This is a genomic window from Actinoplanes sp. NPDC051513 (assembly GCF_044454685.1).
Taxonomy (GTDB): Bacteria; Actinomycetota; Actinomycetes; order Mycobacteriales; family Micromonosporaceae; genus Actinoplanes.
In genome coordinates this window covers 1-16,352 of the sequence record NZ_JBITDW010000005.1, presented here as the reverse complement: position 1 = coordinate 16,352, position 16,352 = coordinate 1, and the positions used below count along the sequence as shown (strand labels likewise).

Genomic DNA, 16,352 nt, shown 5'->3' with positions numbered 1-16,352 from the left:
CGTCCATGGCCATCAAGGACCTTCAGAAGCGTTTCACCCTGGTCGGTGTCATCCGGCTCGGCGAGCAGCGCATCAGCAAGAACAACAAGCCGTACCCGGCGAAGCTCGAAACCTTCCGTATCACCAGCCCCTCCCGGGCGCTCGTCGAAGCCGTCGCCGACCTCTACGGCGGGCAGGTGCAGCCGTGGGCTTCGAACACCGGTCCGCAGTGGCAGGTCGTGACCGGCGTCAGCGAGATCCCGGTCATGGTGCCGCCGCAGCGCATCGACCCGAATATGGAGCATTGGGGAAACGGCTACCGCGACCGGCTGTGTGACGGCGAGACCGAGAAAATGCGCGACAAGCCGTGCCTGTGCGCCGCCGCCGTGCAGGCGGGCCAGCCGTTCGGTCCACGGGAGGTGTGCAAGCCGACCACCCGCATGTCGCTGATGCTCGGCCTGGTCCCGTCGCTGGGCACCTTCAAGCTTGAGTCGCACGGCTGGAACGCGGCGGCGGAGCTGCCGATGCTGGCGAACGCAATCGAGCAGGCGCCGGAGCCGGTACCCGCTGTGCTTCGGGTGGAGAAGCGCGAGAAGAACCTGTTCCACCCTGACCGGGCGGAGAAGGACCAGATCGAGGCGCGCGTCTTCATGGTCCCAGTTCTGATCTTTGACTGGCTGACACCGGCGCAGGCGTTCGGCGGGGAGCTTGGTACGGCGGCCCGTAACGCCCTGGCAGGCGCCACTGCGGAGCGGCACGCGATTGAGGTCGCAAAGACCGAGGAGAAGCGCCCCAAGCTGACCGCCGAGGAGTACGCGTCGGCTGCCACGGACGCCATCGAGGTAGAGGACGTGCGCGGGCTGTGGACACTGGCCGGCCGCGACGGTGTGCTGACCGACGCCCTTAAGAAGGCGCTCACGGCACGGGTGGCTGAGCTAACCCGGGACGACGGCAAGCCGAAGCCACAGGCGCCCACCGCCGAGGCGCAGAACCCGACGCCCCCGCCCGTCGATGACGTGATCGACGTCGAGGTGGAGCCGAACGCCGACGAGGTGTGGGGGCAGATCCAGGCGTCGGCCGGCGACAGGAAGTGGTCGACGAAGGATCTCGAGCAGCGGGTCGACAAGTTCCTCGGCAAGTCGTCAGGCGAGGCCGATGGGTTCGAGCTGGCCCGGTTCCTCCGCGCGGTGCAGGCGGGTGAGGTGGCGTGACCGCCGGGCCGTGGGAGTCGTTCGAGTGTGACTCGTGGACTCCGGTCGACGCGGAGAAGGTGATGCGTTGGGTGCTGCGGGCCATGCACGTCGCCCAGCAGTCGCTGCGCGACGCTCGCGACGCCGAGGTGACCGCGAAGCACGAGTACGAGCGGGAGAAGCGCAAGGCGTTCTTCGACCTGGACTGCCCGAAGCCGGCCCGCGGCGGTCACACGGTCGCGGACCGGGACGCGTTCATCGAGCAGCAGACAACGGCCGACCGGGAGCGGTACGAGCTGGCGCAGGCGGCCACCTCTGCGGCTCGGGACCATCTCAGAACCTTGAACGCCCAGTCGGTGGTCATGAGCGCACTGGCGAAGAACGTCCAGCAGACGTTTTCGGTCGTGGGGGCACGATGACCCTCCGCGCAATTTCGGTGAGGCAGCCCTGGGCCGGCCTGATCGCCGCCGGCATGAAGCCGGTCGAGAACCGTGGCGCCCGGGTTACGTGGCGCGGTGAGGTCGCGATCCACGCGAGCAAGCAACCTAACCTGTCGCCGCCTTCATGGGCGGTCGAGTCAGGACTCGACGATCCCCTGCTGCCAGCCCTGGGGTGAGCGCACGCACGGCAAGCGCGCGGCCTGGCATCTGCGGCTCACCAACATGCGGCTGCTGCCGTCGCCGATCGAATGCCGCGGCGCGCTGACCGTCGGCTGGTGGGTGCCAGCCGACATCGAAGACAAGATCCGTACCCAACTAGCCGAGGAGGCCACATGAACACCTCCAACACGTTCGAGGCGATCGCCGACTCCCTGGTCGCCTTCGACGACAACCGGTCGAAGACCAAGCGGGCGGTGCTCGCCGCGTGGATGGACCACGAGGGCGTGCCGATGATGTCGGCTGAGCGGTACCGCCACGACCCGGTAATCCGGGCGCTGTTCGCCGAGCGCGGCGTCACCCTGCTCGACCCCGAAGACGGCGGGACCGCGGAGGTGACCAGGTGAACCCGTGGGACGGCGATGAGCCTGGCTATGACGCCTGGGTGAACGACCTGATGAAGAACACGCCGGACTCGTGGGATGACGATGCGAGCGCTGAGCAGATTGTCAGCGCCTACCTGCACGAGTTGGAGGATCGCGTGCTGGCGCTCGGCGGGTCGCTCGAGAAGTGGGTCGATGACAAGGCGGTGCCGTCGTGCTGACCACTGATCAAGCCTTCGCCGAGCTGAGCCTGCAGGAGCGTGTCGACGTCGAGAGCATGCTTGGTGGCCTCCACGCCCGGGGTTACGTCGACCGCAAGCGCTTCAACGAGTACACGCTCAGCGTGCGGATCCGACACCGCGGCCAGCAGTACCCGCAGGCATACACCAAGGGCACCGGCGTGATCGTCGCGATCACGGAGCGGCCTGATTCGTCGTGGTCGCAGAGCCACGGCGGCCCTGACATCGAGATGGTCATCGCGTACGACGAGCCACGATTCGGGGGGACATCCCGGATCTCCGTGTTGGCCGACTACCACGTCGAGGTCGTGGAGGTAGCTGCGCGATGACCAACTACATCCAGCAGGTGACCGCCCATCTCGCATGCCGTCTCCCCCGCTGCGAAATGGACCTGATTGACCTGTACGCACTGCTAGTACTCGCCCGCGGCGAGAACACCACGTTGCAGGACGTGCACGACGCCTGGTCGATCTGGCGCAACACCGGTGACCCGCTGCACCGGTCGCTGGTGCCGTTCAACCAGCTGGCCACCGAGGTGCAGGAACTCGACCGCAAGTACATGAACGTCATCCACGACGGCGCGAAGGCGGTGGCGCGATGAGTGACCTGATTCCGCTCGTGGACGACGAGGTGCTTTGGCAGGCCGAGATCGACGCCGCGCAGGTGCTCGACCGGGTGCTCGAGGCGCAGACGTACGACGTCGACGACGCGTCCGGTGACGACGAGTACGGCAGGGGCGAGTGATGACCGCCGTGCTCGAGCACCCAGAGAAGCGTCTCTCCGAGATCGGGGATGAGTCCATCTGTTGGCAACTCGGGCGGGAACTCTATGACCCTTGGGTTGTTGCTCGATTGAGCCTGGACGGGGAACCCGCGTCCAAGGCGCGGGCCCGCTTCACCGGGTACGGGAGCAAGAAGCGTGCGTACACCCCGGCCAAGACCGTGCAAGCGGAGGAACGGATTGCCTGGGAATTCAGGCGGGTTCGGCCCGGGTGGCAGGTCGACAGTGACTCCCACTTCGGGGTAATCGCGGTCTTCTTTGCGGGCGGCTACCAGCGCCGCGATGTGGACAACATGACGAAGCTAGTGCTGGACGCGCTTAACAAGATCGTATGGAAAGACGATGTGCAGGTTTCTGAGATCAGCGCGCGCATCGTCCGTGGCGATCCTGCTCCGCGAACCGAGATTGCCCTATACCGGACGGTTGCGGTGAATCCTGCACCCACCAAGCATTGCGAGCAATGCAACGCAGAGTTCCCAGTGCACCGATCAACAGCGGCGAAGCGCTTCTGCTCTCGGGCTTGCGTATCTGCGCACCGCTCCGCCAACCGCCTACGCAACTGCGAGGGCTGCGGAAAGCAGTTCGAAGGTGGATCGCAGCGCAAGTTCTGTTCGATTCCGTGCCGCGCAAACGGAATGCGCGTCCCCCTGACCTGCGAACACTGCGAGGAGGAGTTCACCAAGCCGAAGTCTCTGGTGCGGTACGGCCGAGCATTTTGCAGCGAAGCCTGCAAGGTCGCGTATTGGCGAGCCCACCGCACCGCTGCTGCGAAAGGCGTGTGCTCGGTGTGCGGCGCGCCAACGAGCAAAAAGACCTACGAGAAGTGCCGTGGTTGCAGCACCGCAGCACGGTTGGGAATCGCGGTGAGCGTCGAATGATCCCCGACGATCGACGCGAGCATCTGCGGTGGACGGCGATCACCGAGGGCGACAAGGTGCCGGCGGGGCCGTTGAAAGGGCTCGGCGAGCTTGAGCTGCGGATCGTGGCGGAGCCGTCATGACCGCCATGCCGACCCCCACGCATGTTCTCCGTGTCGAGTGGCCGATCCACGACGACCGAATGCTCGACGACGAGGCGATCGCCAGCGCCTGGTTCGACTGGCCACACTTCCCGGAGAAGCACCAGGTGACGGTGGTCGGCACCCCGACCATGCGGGTCGAACCCATCCCGGCCGAGCGCCAACGGCAGACGCGAGCAACCCGGGCTGTCGTCTGCGAAGCGCCCGTCATCGCGCGCATTTCTACAGCTTCCATCAGCAGAAAGGCGGCCTGACCATGGCCGGAGAAACCGTCATCACCGTCGTCGGCAACCTCACCGATGATCCAGAACTCAGATTCACCCCGAACGGCGCCGCGGTCGCAAAGTTCCGTCTCGCGTCCACACCGCGCACCTTCGACAAGCAGGCGAACGAGTGGAAGGACGGAGAGCCCCTGTTCCTGGCCTGCAACATCTGGCGGGACGCCGCCGAGCATGTCGCCGAGTCGCTGCAGCGCGGCGCCCGGGTGATCGTGCAGGGCCGGCTGCGGCAGCGCTCCTATGAGACTCGCGAGGGAGAGAAGCGCACCGTCTACGAGCTTGAGGTCGACGAGATCGGCCCGTCGCTGCGGTACGCCACGGCGAAGGTGCAGCGCATGAAGCGCTCGAGCGGCGGGGACGGCGCGCGGCAGTCCAGCGGCGGCAGCGGAGACAACTTCAACGACCCGTGGGCGACGCAGGGTGGCCAGCCGGACCGCGGGGTCGGTGGCAGGCAGGCCGCCGCCACATCCGACGAGCCTCCGTTCTAAAGGCGGCCCAGTCATGACCGCGCCTGTGACCACGATCCTCACCCCGCCGCGCCGCCGGATCCTCGCCGCGATCCGCGACTTCCACACTTGGCACGGCTACGCACCGACCGTCCGGGAACTCGCCGACCTGGTCGGCATGGCCCCGTCGTCGGTGCAGTATCAACTGGGCGAGCTGCGGCAGGCGGGCTGGATCCGCCGGGCGCCGAACCGGTCGCGGGCGTTGGTCGTGCTGGACCCGGCGACTGGACGCCCGTGATGGCCCGCCAGTTCCCCGCCCCGCTCGTGCAGGCGCCGCGGCCGCGGCCGATTTTGCCCGGCCGGTTCTGGGCTGTCCCGGACGGGCTGCGCGGCTGGTTCGTCAAGACGCCAGACGGAACGGCCGGGCACGCCTTTCCCAAGGTGGTCGGCGACCCGGACGGTGAATGGTTCGGCCGGCGCACTGGTGCATCCGCGCAGCGGCGGGATGACGACGTGTCCGCGCTCGCTCATGTGGTCGGCTGCGACCCGGGCGACATCCGCTTCGAGGCGGCGTGATGGATTCCGACGCCTGGCTGGACGAAGCCTGCGTCATCGCCGCCAACGACGGCAATCTCGACGAACTCCCGGCCAAGACCCCAAACGACGGCGACGGCCGGGCTTGTGATTCGGAATGGCGCGGCCCGACCGACGAACCCCACGAGTCGCCGTGGCTGTGCTGTCTGTCGCCCGGCCACGGCGGCACCCATAGGGGCAGCGACAGTGTGAGCACCGTCGCCGAATGGCGTGACGAGGACGCAATCACATGAGCGACGTCGACTCCGAACTGATGGCCGGCCTTGCTCGCATGCTTGCCGCCGGGCAGCAACGCCGTGCCGCTCGCGCCCAGACCGCGCTTGAAACCCTTCGCTCCTACGAGCGGCGCATCCTCCGCGAGGCCGCCGTCATGGGCTACGTCCTCGGCTACCAGAGCGGAAACCTCGACGGCCGCACCGGCATCGGCGGGCCGCTCGACAAGAACAACCGCATCCCGCCGGACTCCGAAATCCTCCGGCGCGTCATCGAGCACTGCGACTCGACCGACGACCTGTACCCGTTCCTGGCTGCCGCCTGCGACAGGCGGCGCCGGAGCATCACCAAGGCGCGGCGATGGCCGGGAGAGGCGGGAGCACGATGACCGCCGACCCGTTCTGGATCGACCGGGACTATGACCGCGAGTACGCCAGCAACGGCCGTTCCCGCTACGCGCACTACCTCGACGACGCAGCAGCGGCGTTCGCCGAGATCTGGGCGGACGACCCGACCGTTGAGTTCGCCGCGATCGCCTGGCGGGTCGCCAACGGCCCGATCATGGCGCCGGGACTGGTCCGTCACCACCTGCGGGTCGTCGAAGCGTCAGCTTTGCGCAGCGACTGGAACGGGCAGATGGTCGGCTCCGTCCGGCTCGTCGCGCCCCGCCCCCGATCGCTCACGGACGCGCGGACGCCGGACGGCGGCTGGTACCGCGACCTCAGCCTTGACTCCTGGACCGGCCGGTACGAAGGCGTCGACGGGCGGGAGTTGGAGGGCGCGGCGTACCTGACTACGGAGGTTCAGGTGCTCTGGCAGCTGTCCCAGAGCACCCTGCCCGGGATCTCCGAGGTGCCGCCGGCCGGTGAGGCGCGGTACCGGCACGCCCTGGCCTGCGTCGAGGCCATCGTCGCCGAGTTCAACCAGCAGATCAGGCCGATCATCGCGGAGATGGACGCGTGAGCACCACCGGCAAGAACCTGCACCCTGCCAGCGTGGCCAAGCGGCGCCGGCAGGCGGCGTGGCTCACCAAACGCGGCTGGAAGCTCGGGGAAATCGCCCGGGAGCTGCGGGTAAGCGTACGGACCGTGGAGCGGTACCGGGCTCACAGGCAGGCTGGTGCCGGCCGGTGAGCACACCACCCGACGCCACCGGAGCGATCCACACCATCGCGGGTGCGCTGCTGACCATCGGCAACGACTCAGCCGCGGTGGCCGAGATTCTGCGCACCTACGGCTGCCGCGGGATCGCCAACAACCCCGCGGACAACCCGCTCACGAACTTCCTGGCCAGGTACGGAGTACGTGAACCGGAGGTCGCGTGGAACGGCCGTGGATACGTCTGCCAGTCCAACGCCTACGAGCATGAGGTCTGCGTACCGCTGCCCGATCCGGTCGCCATGTTCATGGCCCAATTCGATGCCGGCCAGTGGCCCAACCTGGCCGTCAACAGCTGATCCCCCACCGAAACACCACATAGAGGAGGTGTCCATGGCTCGCATCCGCTCTGTGAAACCCGAGTTCTGGGACGACCAGGAGCTTGCCGAGCAGGTGTCGCGGGATGCCCGCCTGCTGTACATCGGCCTGTGGAACCTCGCCGACGAACACGGCCGGCTGCGCGGCGATGCGCGTTTCGTCAGGGGCAGGGTATTCCCGTACGACGACGACCTGTCCGTGGATGCCGTGACCATGTTCCTGGCGGAGCTGGCGTTGGTCGGCAAGGTCATTCCGTACCAAACGGAAGCTGGCATTTACCTGTTCCTTCCCAACTTGGCGCGGCACCAGCGGCTGGAAACTGAGAAGGTCGCGTCGAAACTTCCCGACCCGAGCGGGCCGGACTCCAAGACGTTGTCGCCCAGGGCGCTGATCGACGCATGCCGGTCCGAGTCACGCGCGGACTTGTCCGCGCGGCGCGCAGAGAAGATGTCGCTTCTTTATGGGGCATGGAGCATGGAGCATGTAACTGCTGACGCGGCAGGAGCCGCTTCGCACACTGACGCCGATCGAGGCGACCCCGACTTCAGCGACGCTGAGTCGGCCAGCGCGGATGACCAATACGGTGAGACCACCGAAGGCGACCCGTCCGGCAACGCCGACGAAGTCGACGAAGAAGAGCCGAGGCTCCCTTCCACGCACCCCAATCTGTCCTGGACCGAAGCGCAGATCGACGCCGACCCGCTCTGGATCGATTTCTGGAAGATCTACCCGAAGTCCGCCGACAAGCCGCCGGCACGCAAGGCCTGGCTCAGGGCGCTACGTGACAAGAAGGCCGACCCCGCCGATCTCGTGGACGGCGCCGCCAAGTACCGCAACGATCCCAGGCGCAAGCCTGACTACACCAAGAACGCGGCGACCTGGCTGAACGCCGAGTCCTGGAAGAACTACGACCAGGAGACCGCGCAACCTCCGGAGGAACCCCGCAACCTCGAAGAGTTCTGGAACAACTGATGAGCGCGCTCACGGAACTCGTGCTGCCCAAGCTCGACGGCGTCCGGCCGTCGGGTGGCGGCTACATGGCCCGGTGCCCGGTACACGACGACAGCTCGGCCAGCCTCTCGCTCAGCGTTGGCAAAGATCACCCGGTCGTCATGCACTGCCATGCCGGTTGCCAGTCGGAGGACGTGCTCGCCGCACTCGGCCTTGACTGGGAGGCGGTCACCCGGCCCCGCGATCCCCAGGTCGACGACCGTATCCGCCAGCCCCGGCGCGACGGCCGCCCCTTTGGCATCGGTGGCTTCGTGGCGCAGTACGACTACGCCGACGAACAAGGAAACCTGCTGTTCCAGGTCCTGCGTACAGCCGACAAGAAGTTCCGGCAGCGTCGGCCTGATCCCGCGGCCAAGGACGGCTGGACCTGGAGTCTCGGCGACACGCGGCGTGTGCTGTACCGGCTGCCCGAGGTCATCGAGGCGGTCAAGGACGGAAATTTGGTCTACATCGCCGAGGGCGAGAAGGACGTCGAGAACATCCGCAAAGCTGGCTACTTCGCCACTTGCAACCCCGGCGGCGCCGGAAAGTGGCGACCGGAATACTCCGAGTTCTTCCGTGACGCCTATGTGACGATCTTCGCCGACAAAGATGCGCCTGGTCAGGAGCACGCGCGGAAGGTTCGCGACTCGCTGCTTGAGGTCGGCGCACTCATCGAGGTCGTTGAGGGCAAGGCCGGCAAGGATGCCTCCGACCACCTCGCAGCGGGCTTCGCCATCGATGACGTGGAGATCACTTGGACGAACGACAAGCCGGCGACCCCGGTCCTCGCCCCGGATCTCGACGAGTTCCTCGCGGTCGAGGACCAGCCGTACGAATGGCTGGTCGAAGGTCTGCTCGAGCGCGGGGACCGGATCATCCTCACGGGATTCGAAGGCCTCGGGAAGTCGGTCCTGGCGCGCCAGATGGCAATCTGCATCGCCGCCGGAGTGCACCCGTTCAAGCATGCGATCAACATCCCCCCGCGGCGGGTGCTGGTGATCGACTGCGAGAACTCGGAGCAGCAGAACCGTCGCAAGTACCGCGAGCTGCGGGACATCGCCCACGGTTATGGGCTCAAGGTCGAGCCCGGGATGTGGCGGATTATCCACCGCACCGACGGAATCGACCTGACCACCCGCGAGGACGCCGAATGGCTCCTCGAGCGCGTCACCGCACACCAGCCCGACCTGCTCGTCATCGGGCCGTTCTACCGGCTGCACAACGCCAACATCAACGAGGAGGGTCCAGCCCGAGCGACGGTTGCGGTGCTCGACAAGGCGCGGGTCGCAGCGAACTGCGCAATGCTGATCGAGGCTCACGCCGGCCACGGCGAACAGGGACTGAAGCGCTCGGTGCGGCCGACCGGATCGTCCCTGCTGATGCGCTGGCCCGAGTTCGGCATCGGCATCGTCCCGTGCGGGACGACCGAGTCGGGCGGCGCGCTGAGCACCGTTGAGGTGCGGCACTGGCGTGGCCAGCGCGATCAGCGGGAATGGCCGAACTGGCTCACCTGGGGTGATCCCGGTAAATGGCCCTGGAAGATCGCGCTCGGGAGCCCGCAGGACGCCCAACGGCAGAAGCGGGCGACGGGAGCCACATCGTGATCGTGTGCGATTCCTGGCTGGCCGTGGACTTCTTCGTCCAGCATGGCTTCCGGCTGGAGGTGACACCCGATGGACGGCGGTGGGCTGTTCGCGACAGCCAGCGCCTTGAGGTTCCACCCCACTGCGGGCATGCCGAGTGCCCGCCCCAGCCAACAACGATCCTGAGTCGCAACATCGCAGCCTGACTCCGACGGGGAGCGGAGCGTTACGGGCGTTCCGCTCCCCTGCCCACATCCTGCGCCACGATTCGAAAGGGGAAACATGAGCTCACCAAGCGGCGCCCAGCTCCGCGCCCACGACAAGCGCCTCCGCGGCATGCTCGCCGACCCCGACTGCGTGGGCGAGCTGCTGCTGGTCGGCATGGGCATGGCCCGCTGCGTTGACCTGGGCGACCCGCAGTGGCCCGCCGGCGAGTCGATGCCGCTCAAGCCGATCGCGTACGCCGTGTACGGCCGCTACTACCTCACCGACGACGTGCTCCTACCCGACCGGACGGCACGCGGCGACTCACATCCGCGCAGGCGCATCCTGGACGTGTTCTTCCAGGATCGGCGCCGCTACTCGGCCACGGCGGCCGGGGACGGGGGATCACGCTGGTCGACGACGTGCGGCCGGCCGATGCTGCGCCGGGAGGGATTATGCGGGCGTTCGGCATCGTGGGATCAGAAGCGGCGTCGCACCGACCCGCTGACCGGCCGGCGGCACACGGTTGGCGCTTGTTCGAAGCCGCCGTGCCGGGCCTGGTTCGCGGACCTGCTCGTTCGCAACGCGGCCGAATTGACGGCCCATCCGGCGCCGGTTCCGGCCGGCGCCGCTCGCCCAGCACCATCTACGTCTACCTCTCGGTCGTCAGGCCGGCCATCGACCAGTTGGCCGTCAACCGTGGTCATCTTCGGGAGATCACGGCGGAGGATGTCGGCGCCGTACTCAAGCCGCTTCGCGGGTACCAGCACAGCAGCACGGTCGCCGCGCTGCGGTCGCTGTTCCGGTTCGCCAAGAAGCGCGGTCTCGTGTTCGTCAACCCGACCACCCGCCTCAAGGCAACCACCGTCGAGGCCGCCCTGATTCCGTTGACCGACAACGAGATCCACGCAATCGAGGTCGCCGCTGTGAACCCGGCACAACGGCTGATCGTGGCACTGGCCGTCGTCCACGCCACCCGCGCCGCGGCGATCCGGCAGCTCACCCTCGACGATCTCGATCTGCCTAACCGCCGGATCACCCTCGCCGGGCACCCCCAACGACTCCCGAACTCGCGCTACGCGCGCTGCGTGCCTGGCTCAAGCACCGCAAGATCGCCTGGCCGAACAGCCCGAATCGGCACGTGCTGATCTCTGAGCGAACCGCCATCGCGACGACCCCGGTCAGCCACGTGTATCTCCAGGGGCAGATGCGCAGCCTCGGCATCACCATCGACCGCATCCGGCAAGATCGCATCCTGCACGAGGCCCTCACCACAGGCGCCGAGCGGGGTCAGGGCGAGCCGGACTCCGGCGCCGGCAGCCAGGTTGTGCGCGGATCCGCCGGCACGGCTGGCCAGCCGGGGGCCAGTTCGTCCACCGCCGCGTGCAGGGCGCGCAGCCCCGGATCGTCGGCGTCGACGCGCCAGATCATCGCCCAGGGGAACAGCGGGACCGGATCGACGATCGGGCGCAGCACCCCGCCGGGCACGGCGGGCTGGGTACTCATCACCAGGATCGGGCCGCTGCGGCCGACCAGGTGCTGGGCCAGCTCGTCGATGCCGTGGACGTGCGGGTGGGCGCCGGCCGCCTCGATGCCGAACGGGGCGAGCAATTGCAGCATCGCGTGTTCCCAGCCCGGGGTGGCGTGGCTGCCGGCGCGGAAGCACACGCCGGCGCCGCGCAGCGCGTGGAGGGGGACGGCGTCGTGTGCGGTGAGCGGATGGTCCGCGGGCAGCAGTACCGCGAGCGGCTCGTTGCGGACCGGCCGGTGCCGTAGCAAGTCGGTGTGGTGCGGGACCCGGCCGAAGGTGACGTCGAGGCGCTCGGCGAGCAGTAACGGCACGGCGTCATCGGTGCCGGTGTGGAAGCGGGCGAAGTATTCCACCTGCGGGGCGCGGTGCCGGGCGGCCGCCAGGACGAGGGCCGGGGTGAGTCCGGCGCCGACGACGTCGACGGTCAGCGAGCGAGGCTCGCGGTGCAGCTCGCGCAGCGTGGTGTCGTGCAGGGCGAGCAGTTCCCGCGCCCGGCGCAGCAGCGTGTGCCCGGCCGGGGTCAGCACGACCCGCCGGGTGGTGCGGTCCAGCAGGCGCACCCCGGCCCGGTCCTCCAGCCGCTGGATGTCGCGGCTGAGCGCCTGCTGCGCCAGGAACAGCCGCCGCGCGGCGCGGCTGAAGTGCAGTTCCTCCGCCACCACGATGAAGTGGCGCAACAGGCGGATGTCGAGATCTTCGGGCACACGTCCGTTGTACCCCATTCACAACCACAGTGCGTCAATGCGCCTCGAACAGGTGTTGGAGTTCGGACCGCCGCCCGGGCCACGATCGGATCATCGGCAAATGATGATCGAGGTGGTTCGCGATGGGTGCACGAGGCGCGGTGGCGTTGCAGTACGCGGCGGCGGGCACGCTGACCGCGTTGTGGGGCGCGGCGTTGCCCGCATTCGACGCCCGGCTCGACCTCGGTGCGGCCCGGCTCGGCGCGATCCTCATGGCCCTCGCCGTCGGCGCGCTCGTGACCATGCCGGTCGCCGGCCGGCTGGCCGACCGGTGGACCGGGCGGCGGCTGCTGCGGTTGAGCGCACCGGCAGCGGCGCTGGCACTGGCGGGTCCGGCGCTGGCCGGCTCGGCCGCGACGCTCGCGATCACCGCCGTCGGTCTGGGCATGCTGCTCGGCGTGCTCAACGTCGCCTTGACCGTGCAGGCGGCGGCGGTGGAACGCGTGGCCGGCCGGCCGGTGATGACCACGATGCACGGGATCTGGACGCTCGGCGCGGTCGCCGGCGGCGGGGCGATGGCCGGCGGGCAGTGGGCCGGTGCGGGCGTGCGGGTGTTCCTGATGGCCGGGGCGGTGGCCCTGGCGACGGGGATGGCGGCGGCCGGCCGTGGACTTGTCGACGCGCCTGCGCCGGCGACAGCGACGGCAGCAACAGCAACAGCGGATCCGGTGCCCATCCGGCCGACGCTCCTCGTCGCGCTCGGCCTGCTGGGTGCCGCCGCGTTCGTCGCCGAGGCGGCGGCCACGGACTGGGCCGGGTTCCACGCCACCCGGGTGCTCGGCGCCGGCGCAGCCACCGGTTCGTTCGCGTACACGCTGTTCCTCGCCGCGATGACCGCCGTCCGCTTCGTCGGTGACGCCGCCCGGTCGCGGCTCGGCGCCGGCCGCACGATCCGGTTCGCCGGCTGCACCGCCACCGCCGGGTTCGGTCTCGTACTCCTGGCCGGCGAGCTGCACACCGACGGTTCGGCGCGGGTCGGCTGCGCACTGGCCGGTTGGGCGCTGACCGGTGCCGGGGTCGCGGTCGTCTGGCCGATGGTCGCCAGCGCCCTCGGTGCCACCGGCGGTCCGGCCCGGCAACTATCGGCCGTCACCACGATCAGCTACGGCGGCGGGCTGGTCGCTCCGGCGCTGCTCGGGTTCGTCGCCGCCCGTGCATCGCTGCCGGCCGCGCTGCTCATTCCGGCCGCGCTGGTGATCGCGATCGCCGTCGGCGCACCCGCCGTGCTCGCCGCGACCATGCGGGGCCACCAGCCGCACCCGCGCGTGCCACGCCGGCCGGTCCTGCCGTACCAACCAGACCCACAACGGCAGCGAGCCCCGCAAACCCGACCGGTCCTGCGGGAACACCGCATCGACATGAAGGGATCCACACGATGACCACCACCACTCGAACCCTGACCGTGCCCGGTGGACGGCTGCACTACGAGGTGCGCGGCAGCGGACCATTGCTGCTGCTGGCGGCCTCACCGATGGGCGCCGACGCGTTCGCGCCGATGGCCGACGCGCTGGCGGACCGATACACCGTCGTCACCCATGACCCGCGCGGCATCGGGCGCAGCCCACTGGACGACCCGACCCAGGACTCCACGCCCGACCTGCGCGCCGACGACGTGGCCGCGCTGCTGGACGCGCTCCAGGCCGACACGGCCGATATGTTCGGCACCAGCGGCGGCGCGGTGACCGGGCTCGCGCTGGCCGTGCGGCAACCGGGGCGGCTGCGGACGCTCGTGGCGCACGAGCCGCCGCTGCTGCGGCTGCTGCCGGACGCGACGGCGCAACTGGCCGCGGTCGAGGACACGGTCGCGGCGTTGCACCGCGACGGGCTCGGTGCGGCGTGGCAGCGGTTCATGCAGCAGGCCGGTTACCACGACGAGCACCCCGAGGAGAACACAGAAGAGGGCGCCGGCGGATACGAACCCTCGCAGCAGGATCTCGCCGACGGTACCCGATTCTTCGCCCACGAGCTGTGGCACACCACGAGCTACCGGCTGGACGTCGCGGCCCTCGCCGCCGGTCCGGTCCGGGTCGTGGTCGGGCTCGGTGCCGAGTCGCACAAGCTGTTGACGTACCGCACGTCCATCGCGCTGGCCGAGGGACTCGGGGGCACGCCGGTCGACTACCCCGGCGAACACACAGGCTTCGTCGGCCACCCGGGCGCGTTCGCCGAGGCGTTGCACGCGGCGCTGCGGTAGCCCGGACGGCGGGGGTGCGGGCCGGCGCGCGGTGCCGGTTCGCACCCGACCGGTCGGACCGGCCTGCTGCGCCCCGAGCACGGCGCCGTGTTCACGCTGGCGTTCAAACCCGCCGGCGTCGCCGGGCTCACACTGTTCGAGCTCGCCCCGCACGTCCGGGCGCTGCGCAGGCTCGTGTTCTCAGGACGGCGCGTTCTCAGGACGACGTGCTCACGACGACGTGCTCTCAGAATGATGTGCCGAAGCTGCCCGACGGGCTCCAGTAGCTGCTCGACGCGCCGTAGCCGCCGCTCGACCGCGACGAGCGCAGCTTCTCCAACTCGCCCGGACGCCACACGATTGGCTCGACAGTCACCCCGTGATCGCCGCCCACGCCGCGGCCTCCCGGCCGGCCTTCGCGCCGGTGAGGTCCGCGTGCCACTCCCGCATCGCCTCGCCGGTCGGGTCCCTTCCACTCGATCCACACGTACGGGTCCCGGGCCCGCTCGTCGTCGATCGCGTCCTTGGACCTGCCGCGCGGTCAGGTCGCGCCGCTGGAGTCGTTCGCGCCGGATCCGCCTCGCCTGCCGTTTCCAGAACCGCCGCGGCGGGAACAGCACGTGCGGCGGCGTGCATGATGTCCGTGCCGCCCGCCCGGTCAAGGGCGCTACGCGCCGCGTTGCGGCGGCCACAACCCGGCCGCCCTTGACCGCGGGCCTCTGCGGCCCTCGGCGAGCAGCGGTCAACGGGCAGGCCGCTGGCCTGCCCGCATTGGACGCACGCCGCGCCCGCGCGGCCCGCATCGCGGGCAGCGCGCCCGCACCGTCGAGCAAGACACGCCCCAGCCGCCAACAGCCAGCACCCCAGAAAGCAGCACCGGCAAAGGCGGCCCGCAAGAAAGCGACCGCCACGGAGGACTCCGGCACCGAACGGGTGTACCGCAGGATGCCCGCCGACTTCGCCGCCGTGTACCGGCAGGCCGGCAGTGCCGCGGCGGTCGCCGACCACTACGGCGTGCCCCGCTACACCGCGCACGGCTGGATCAGCCGGTTCAAGAAGCAAGACCCGGCCACCACCAACTGACCGGCCGGACCCGCCAGCCCTGCGTCAACCGATGCAGCTCGCGGAGCGCGCCGGCCACGCGACGCCAGTCGTCCGGTGTCTCGGGCGGTCCGCCATCTAGGCAGGTCATCACCACCAGACCGTCGGCGAACAGCCGGCCGTCCGCCGTCGCGATCGGCACCGGCACGGTCAGACCTTCACGGTCGAGGTGGACGAGGAGCTCGGTCTCCCATGCGAGATCAGCGTCGCTCCTGGCACCGAGACGACCGACTGCAAGCTGCCCGTTGACGCGCACGCTCCACATGTCGTTGGCGACTCCGCCAGCGAGCGGTTCGACGCGAGCGACGTCTTCACCCCACTGCCCGAGTGCACCCCCCAACCGGCCACATCTTACGGGCGTGCTGGCCGCGCTCTGATCGACGCTGGCCCTCGCCCGACTGGAGGTGCTGGACGCGGTGCCGCACGGCACGTGGTGGGCGCTCGGCTGGCCCTCGGGCCGGTGGGCGCGATGGCGGCGATCCGGCGCGCGGGAAGGCTTCGTCCGCAACGAGTTGCTCCCGCTGGACACGCCGATGAGCACAGTGTCCACTGCGCCCCTGGTCAACTCGCTGATCGGGCTGCCCACCCTCGTCGAGATAGCGCAGGGACGGCCGCTGTCCTGAACCACCGTGCTGGTGCAGGCTCTCGTGGGCCGGCATCGGGGAGCGCGCCTACGTATCCGGAACCACCGCGACGACCGGGTGGAGCTCTCCCGTTGACGCGCCTTGCGACACGAAACCCGTTTCTGACATATCGCGATATGGGTGGTTGACACCCGGGATCGACGCTGCGACAGTTCCCTGCCCGCAGCCGTCCCGAAACGGGGGAGGGAC

At 69.3% G+C, this 16,352-nt stretch carries 28 protein-coding genes; 25 read left to right on the top strand and 3 right to left on the bottom strand.

Annotated features, from left to right (window positions below; genetic code table 11):
- Nucleotides 1-5: 5 nt before the first annotated feature.
- The 21 genes from ACIA5D_RS17820 to ACIA5D_RS17720 all read left to right on the top strand — a co-directional run bounded on the left by ACIA5D_RS17820 (nucleotide 6) and on the right by ACIA5D_RS17720 (nucleotide 11,119).
- Nucleotides 6-1,190, top strand: coding sequence for a hypothetical protein (locus ACIA5D_RS17820; RefSeq protein ID WP_396031042.1), 1,185 nt, complete (start codon nucleotides 6-8; stop codon nucleotides 1,188-1,190).
- Nucleotides 1,187-1,588 (top strand): hypothetical protein, encoded by a 402-nt coding sequence (locus ACIA5D_RS17815; RefSeq protein WP_396031040.1) that lies wholly within the window; start codon nucleotides 1,187-1,189, stop codon nucleotides 1,586-1,588. The genes ACIA5D_RS17820 and ACIA5D_RS17815 overlap by 4 nt, the downstream gene beginning before the upstream one ends.
- Before the next feature lie 353 nt (nucleotides 1,589-1,941).
- The gene (locus ACIA5D_RS17810) at nucleotides 1,942-2,172 is read left to right on the top strand and encodes a hypothetical protein (protein ID WP_396031039.1); all 231 of its coding nucleotides are present in this window, start codon (nucleotides 1,942-1,944) and stop codon (nucleotides 2,170-2,172) included.
- Nucleotides 2,169-2,369, top strand: coding sequence for a hypothetical protein (locus ACIA5D_RS17805; RefSeq protein WP_396031038.1), 201 nt, complete (start codon nucleotides 2,169-2,171; stop codon nucleotides 2,367-2,369). The genes ACIA5D_RS17810 and ACIA5D_RS17805 overlap by 4 nt, the downstream gene beginning before the upstream one ends.
- Nucleotides 2,363-2,716: a hypothetical protein gene (locus tag ACIA5D_RS17800; RefSeq protein ID WP_396031037.1), complete on the top strand. Its 354-nt coding sequence runs from the start codon at nucleotides 2,363-2,365 to the stop codon at nucleotides 2,714-2,716. Before ACIA5D_RS17805 ends, ACIA5D_RS17800 begins: the two co-directional genes overlap by 7 nt.
- Nucleotides 2,713-2,988, top strand: a complete 276-nt coding sequence (locus ACIA5D_RS17795; protein WP_396031036.1) for a hypothetical protein — start codon at nucleotides 2,713-2,715, stop codon at nucleotides 2,986-2,988. The genes ACIA5D_RS17800 and ACIA5D_RS17795 overlap by 4 nt, the downstream gene beginning before the upstream one ends.
- Nucleotides 2,985-3,131 (top strand): hypothetical protein, encoded by a 147-nt coding sequence (locus tag ACIA5D_RS17790; protein WP_396031035.1) that lies wholly within the window; start codon nucleotides 2,985-2,987, stop codon nucleotides 3,129-3,131. The genes ACIA5D_RS17795 and ACIA5D_RS17790 overlap by 4 nt, the downstream gene beginning before the upstream one ends.
- The gene (locus tag ACIA5D_RS17785; RefSeq protein ID WP_396031034.1) at nucleotides 3,131-4,045 is read left to right on the top strand and encodes a RusA family crossover junction endodeoxyribonuclease; all 915 of its coding nucleotides are present in this window, start codon (nucleotides 3,131-3,133) and stop codon (nucleotides 4,043-4,045) included. Before ACIA5D_RS17790 ends, ACIA5D_RS17785 begins: the two co-directional genes overlap by 1 nt.
- On the top strand, nucleotides 4,042-4,167 hold the full coding sequence (locus tag ACIA5D_RS17780) for a hypothetical protein (RefSeq protein WP_396031033.1): 126 nt from the start codon (nucleotides 4,042-4,044) through the stop codon (nucleotides 4,165-4,167). Before ACIA5D_RS17785 ends, ACIA5D_RS17780 begins: the two co-directional genes overlap by 4 nt.
- Nucleotides 4,164-4,439 (top strand): hypothetical protein, encoded by a 276-nt coding sequence (locus ACIA5D_RS17775; RefSeq protein WP_396031032.1) that lies wholly within the window; start codon nucleotides 4,164-4,166, stop codon nucleotides 4,437-4,439. Before ACIA5D_RS17780 ends, ACIA5D_RS17775 begins: the two co-directional genes overlap by 4 nt.
- A gap of 2 nt (nucleotides 4,440-4,441) precedes the next feature.
- Nucleotides 4,442-4,951 (top strand): single-stranded DNA-binding protein, encoded by a 510-nt coding sequence (locus ACIA5D_RS17770; protein WP_396031031.1) that lies wholly within the window; start codon nucleotides 4,442-4,444, stop codon nucleotides 4,949-4,951.
- Between the two features lie 13 nt (nucleotides 4,952-4,964).
- Nucleotides 4,965-5,207, top strand: coding sequence for a LexA family protein (locus tag ACIA5D_RS17765; RefSeq protein WP_396031030.1), 243 nt, complete (start codon nucleotides 4,965-4,967; stop codon nucleotides 5,205-5,207).
- Nucleotides 5,207-5,485, top strand: a complete 279-nt coding sequence (locus tag ACIA5D_RS17760; protein WP_396031029.1) for a hypothetical protein — start codon at nucleotides 5,207-5,209, stop codon at nucleotides 5,483-5,485. The genes ACIA5D_RS17765 and ACIA5D_RS17760 overlap by 1 nt, the downstream gene beginning before the upstream one ends.
- Nucleotides 5,485-5,736, top strand: a complete 252-nt coding sequence (locus ACIA5D_RS17755; RefSeq protein WP_396031028.1) for a hypothetical protein — start codon at nucleotides 5,485-5,487, stop codon at nucleotides 5,734-5,736. The genes ACIA5D_RS17760 and ACIA5D_RS17755 overlap by 1 nt, the downstream gene beginning before the upstream one ends.
- A complete protein-coding gene (locus ACIA5D_RS17750) occupies nucleotides 5,733-6,104 on the top strand; it encodes a hypothetical protein (protein ID WP_396031027.1) in 372 nt (123 codons plus the stop codon). The genes ACIA5D_RS17755 and ACIA5D_RS17750 overlap by 4 nt, the downstream gene beginning before the upstream one ends.
- The gene (locus ACIA5D_RS17745; protein WP_396031026.1) at nucleotides 6,101-6,679 is read left to right on the top strand and encodes a hypothetical protein; all 579 of its coding nucleotides are present in this window, start codon (nucleotides 6,101-6,103) and stop codon (nucleotides 6,677-6,679) included. Before ACIA5D_RS17750 ends, ACIA5D_RS17745 begins: the two co-directional genes overlap by 4 nt.
- The gene (locus ACIA5D_RS17740; protein WP_396031025.1) at nucleotides 6,676-6,849 is read left to right on the top strand and encodes a helix-turn-helix domain-containing protein; all 174 of its coding nucleotides are present in this window, start codon (nucleotides 6,676-6,678) and stop codon (nucleotides 6,847-6,849) included. Before ACIA5D_RS17745 ends, ACIA5D_RS17740 begins: the two co-directional genes overlap by 4 nt.
- A complete protein-coding gene (locus ACIA5D_RS17735) occupies nucleotides 6,846-7,172 on the top strand; it encodes a hypothetical protein (protein WP_396031024.1) in 327 nt (108 codons plus the stop codon). The genes ACIA5D_RS17740 and ACIA5D_RS17735 overlap by 4 nt, the downstream gene beginning before the upstream one ends.
- A gap of 34 nt (nucleotides 7,173-7,206) precedes the next feature.
- Complete coding sequence (locus ACIA5D_RS17730) at nucleotides 7,207-8,163, top strand: hypothetical protein (protein WP_396031023.1); 957 nt, start codon at nucleotides 7,207-7,209, stop codon at nucleotides 8,161-8,163.
- Nucleotides 8,164-8,183: 20 nt separating this feature from the next.
- A complete protein-coding gene (locus ACIA5D_RS17725) occupies nucleotides 8,184-9,788 on the top strand; it encodes an AAA family ATPase (RefSeq protein ID WP_396031022.1) in 1,605 nt (534 codons plus the stop codon).
- A 638-nt stretch (nucleotides 9,789-10,426) separates the two neighbouring features.
- On the top strand, nucleotides 10,427-11,119 hold the full coding sequence (locus tag ACIA5D_RS17720) for a site-specific integrase (RefSeq protein WP_396031021.1): 693 nt from the start codon (nucleotides 10,427-10,429) through the stop codon (nucleotides 11,117-11,119).
- 142 nt (nucleotides 11,120-11,261) lie between these two features.
- On the opposite strand, the gene ACIA5D_RS17715 is transcribed toward ACIA5D_RS17720, so the two are convergent.
- Nucleotides 11,262-12,206 carry a LysR family transcriptional regulator gene (locus ACIA5D_RS17715; RefSeq protein WP_396031020.1) on the bottom strand — a complete coding sequence of 315 codons (945 nt, stop codon included), beginning with the start codon at nucleotides 12,204-12,206 and terminating at the stop codon, nucleotides 11,262-11,264.
- Between the two features lie 122 nt (nucleotides 12,207-12,328).
- Between ACIA5D_RS17715 and ACIA5D_RS17710 the strand changes: the two genes are divergently transcribed.
- Nucleotides 12,329-13,624, top strand: coding sequence for an MFS transporter (locus tag ACIA5D_RS17710; RefSeq protein ID WP_396031019.1), 1,296 nt, complete (start codon nucleotides 12,329-12,331; stop codon nucleotides 13,622-13,624).
- Nucleotides 13,621-14,439: an alpha/beta hydrolase gene (locus tag ACIA5D_RS17705; protein WP_396031018.1), complete on the top strand. Its 819-nt coding sequence runs from the start codon at nucleotides 13,621-13,623 to the stop codon at nucleotides 14,437-14,439. The genes ACIA5D_RS17710 and ACIA5D_RS17705 overlap by 4 nt, the downstream gene beginning before the upstream one ends.
- Nucleotides 14,440-14,665: 226 nt before the next feature.
- On the opposite strand, the gene ACIA5D_RS17700 is transcribed toward ACIA5D_RS17705, so the two are convergent.
- On the bottom strand, nucleotides 14,666-14,794 hold the full coding sequence (locus tag ACIA5D_RS17700; RefSeq protein ID WP_396031017.1) for a hypothetical protein: 129 nt from the start codon (nucleotides 14,792-14,794) through the stop codon (nucleotides 14,666-14,668).
- Between the two features lie 395 nt (nucleotides 14,795-15,189).
- On the opposite strand from ACIA5D_RS17700, the gene ACIA5D_RS17695 reads away from it, so the two are divergent.
- Nucleotides 15,190-15,501: a hypothetical protein gene (locus tag ACIA5D_RS17695; protein WP_396031016.1), complete on the top strand. Its 312-nt coding sequence runs from the start codon at nucleotides 15,190-15,192 to the stop codon at nucleotides 15,499-15,501.
- On the opposite strand, the gene ACIA5D_RS17690 is transcribed toward ACIA5D_RS17695, so the two are convergent.
- Nucleotides 15,470-15,784: a phosphotransferase gene (locus ACIA5D_RS17690; protein WP_396031015.1), complete on the bottom strand. Its 315-nt coding sequence runs from the start codon at nucleotides 15,782-15,784 to the stop codon at nucleotides 15,470-15,472. The genes ACIA5D_RS17695 and ACIA5D_RS17690 overlap by 32 nt on opposite strands.
- A 151-nt stretch (nucleotides 15,785-15,935) precedes the next feature.
- Between ACIA5D_RS17690 and ACIA5D_RS17685 the strand changes: the two genes are divergently transcribed.
- Complete coding sequence (locus ACIA5D_RS17685) at nucleotides 15,936-16,142, top strand: hypothetical protein (protein ID WP_396031014.1); 207 nt, start codon at nucleotides 15,936-15,938, stop codon at nucleotides 16,140-16,142.
- Nucleotides 16,143-16,352: the final 210 nt, after the last annotated feature.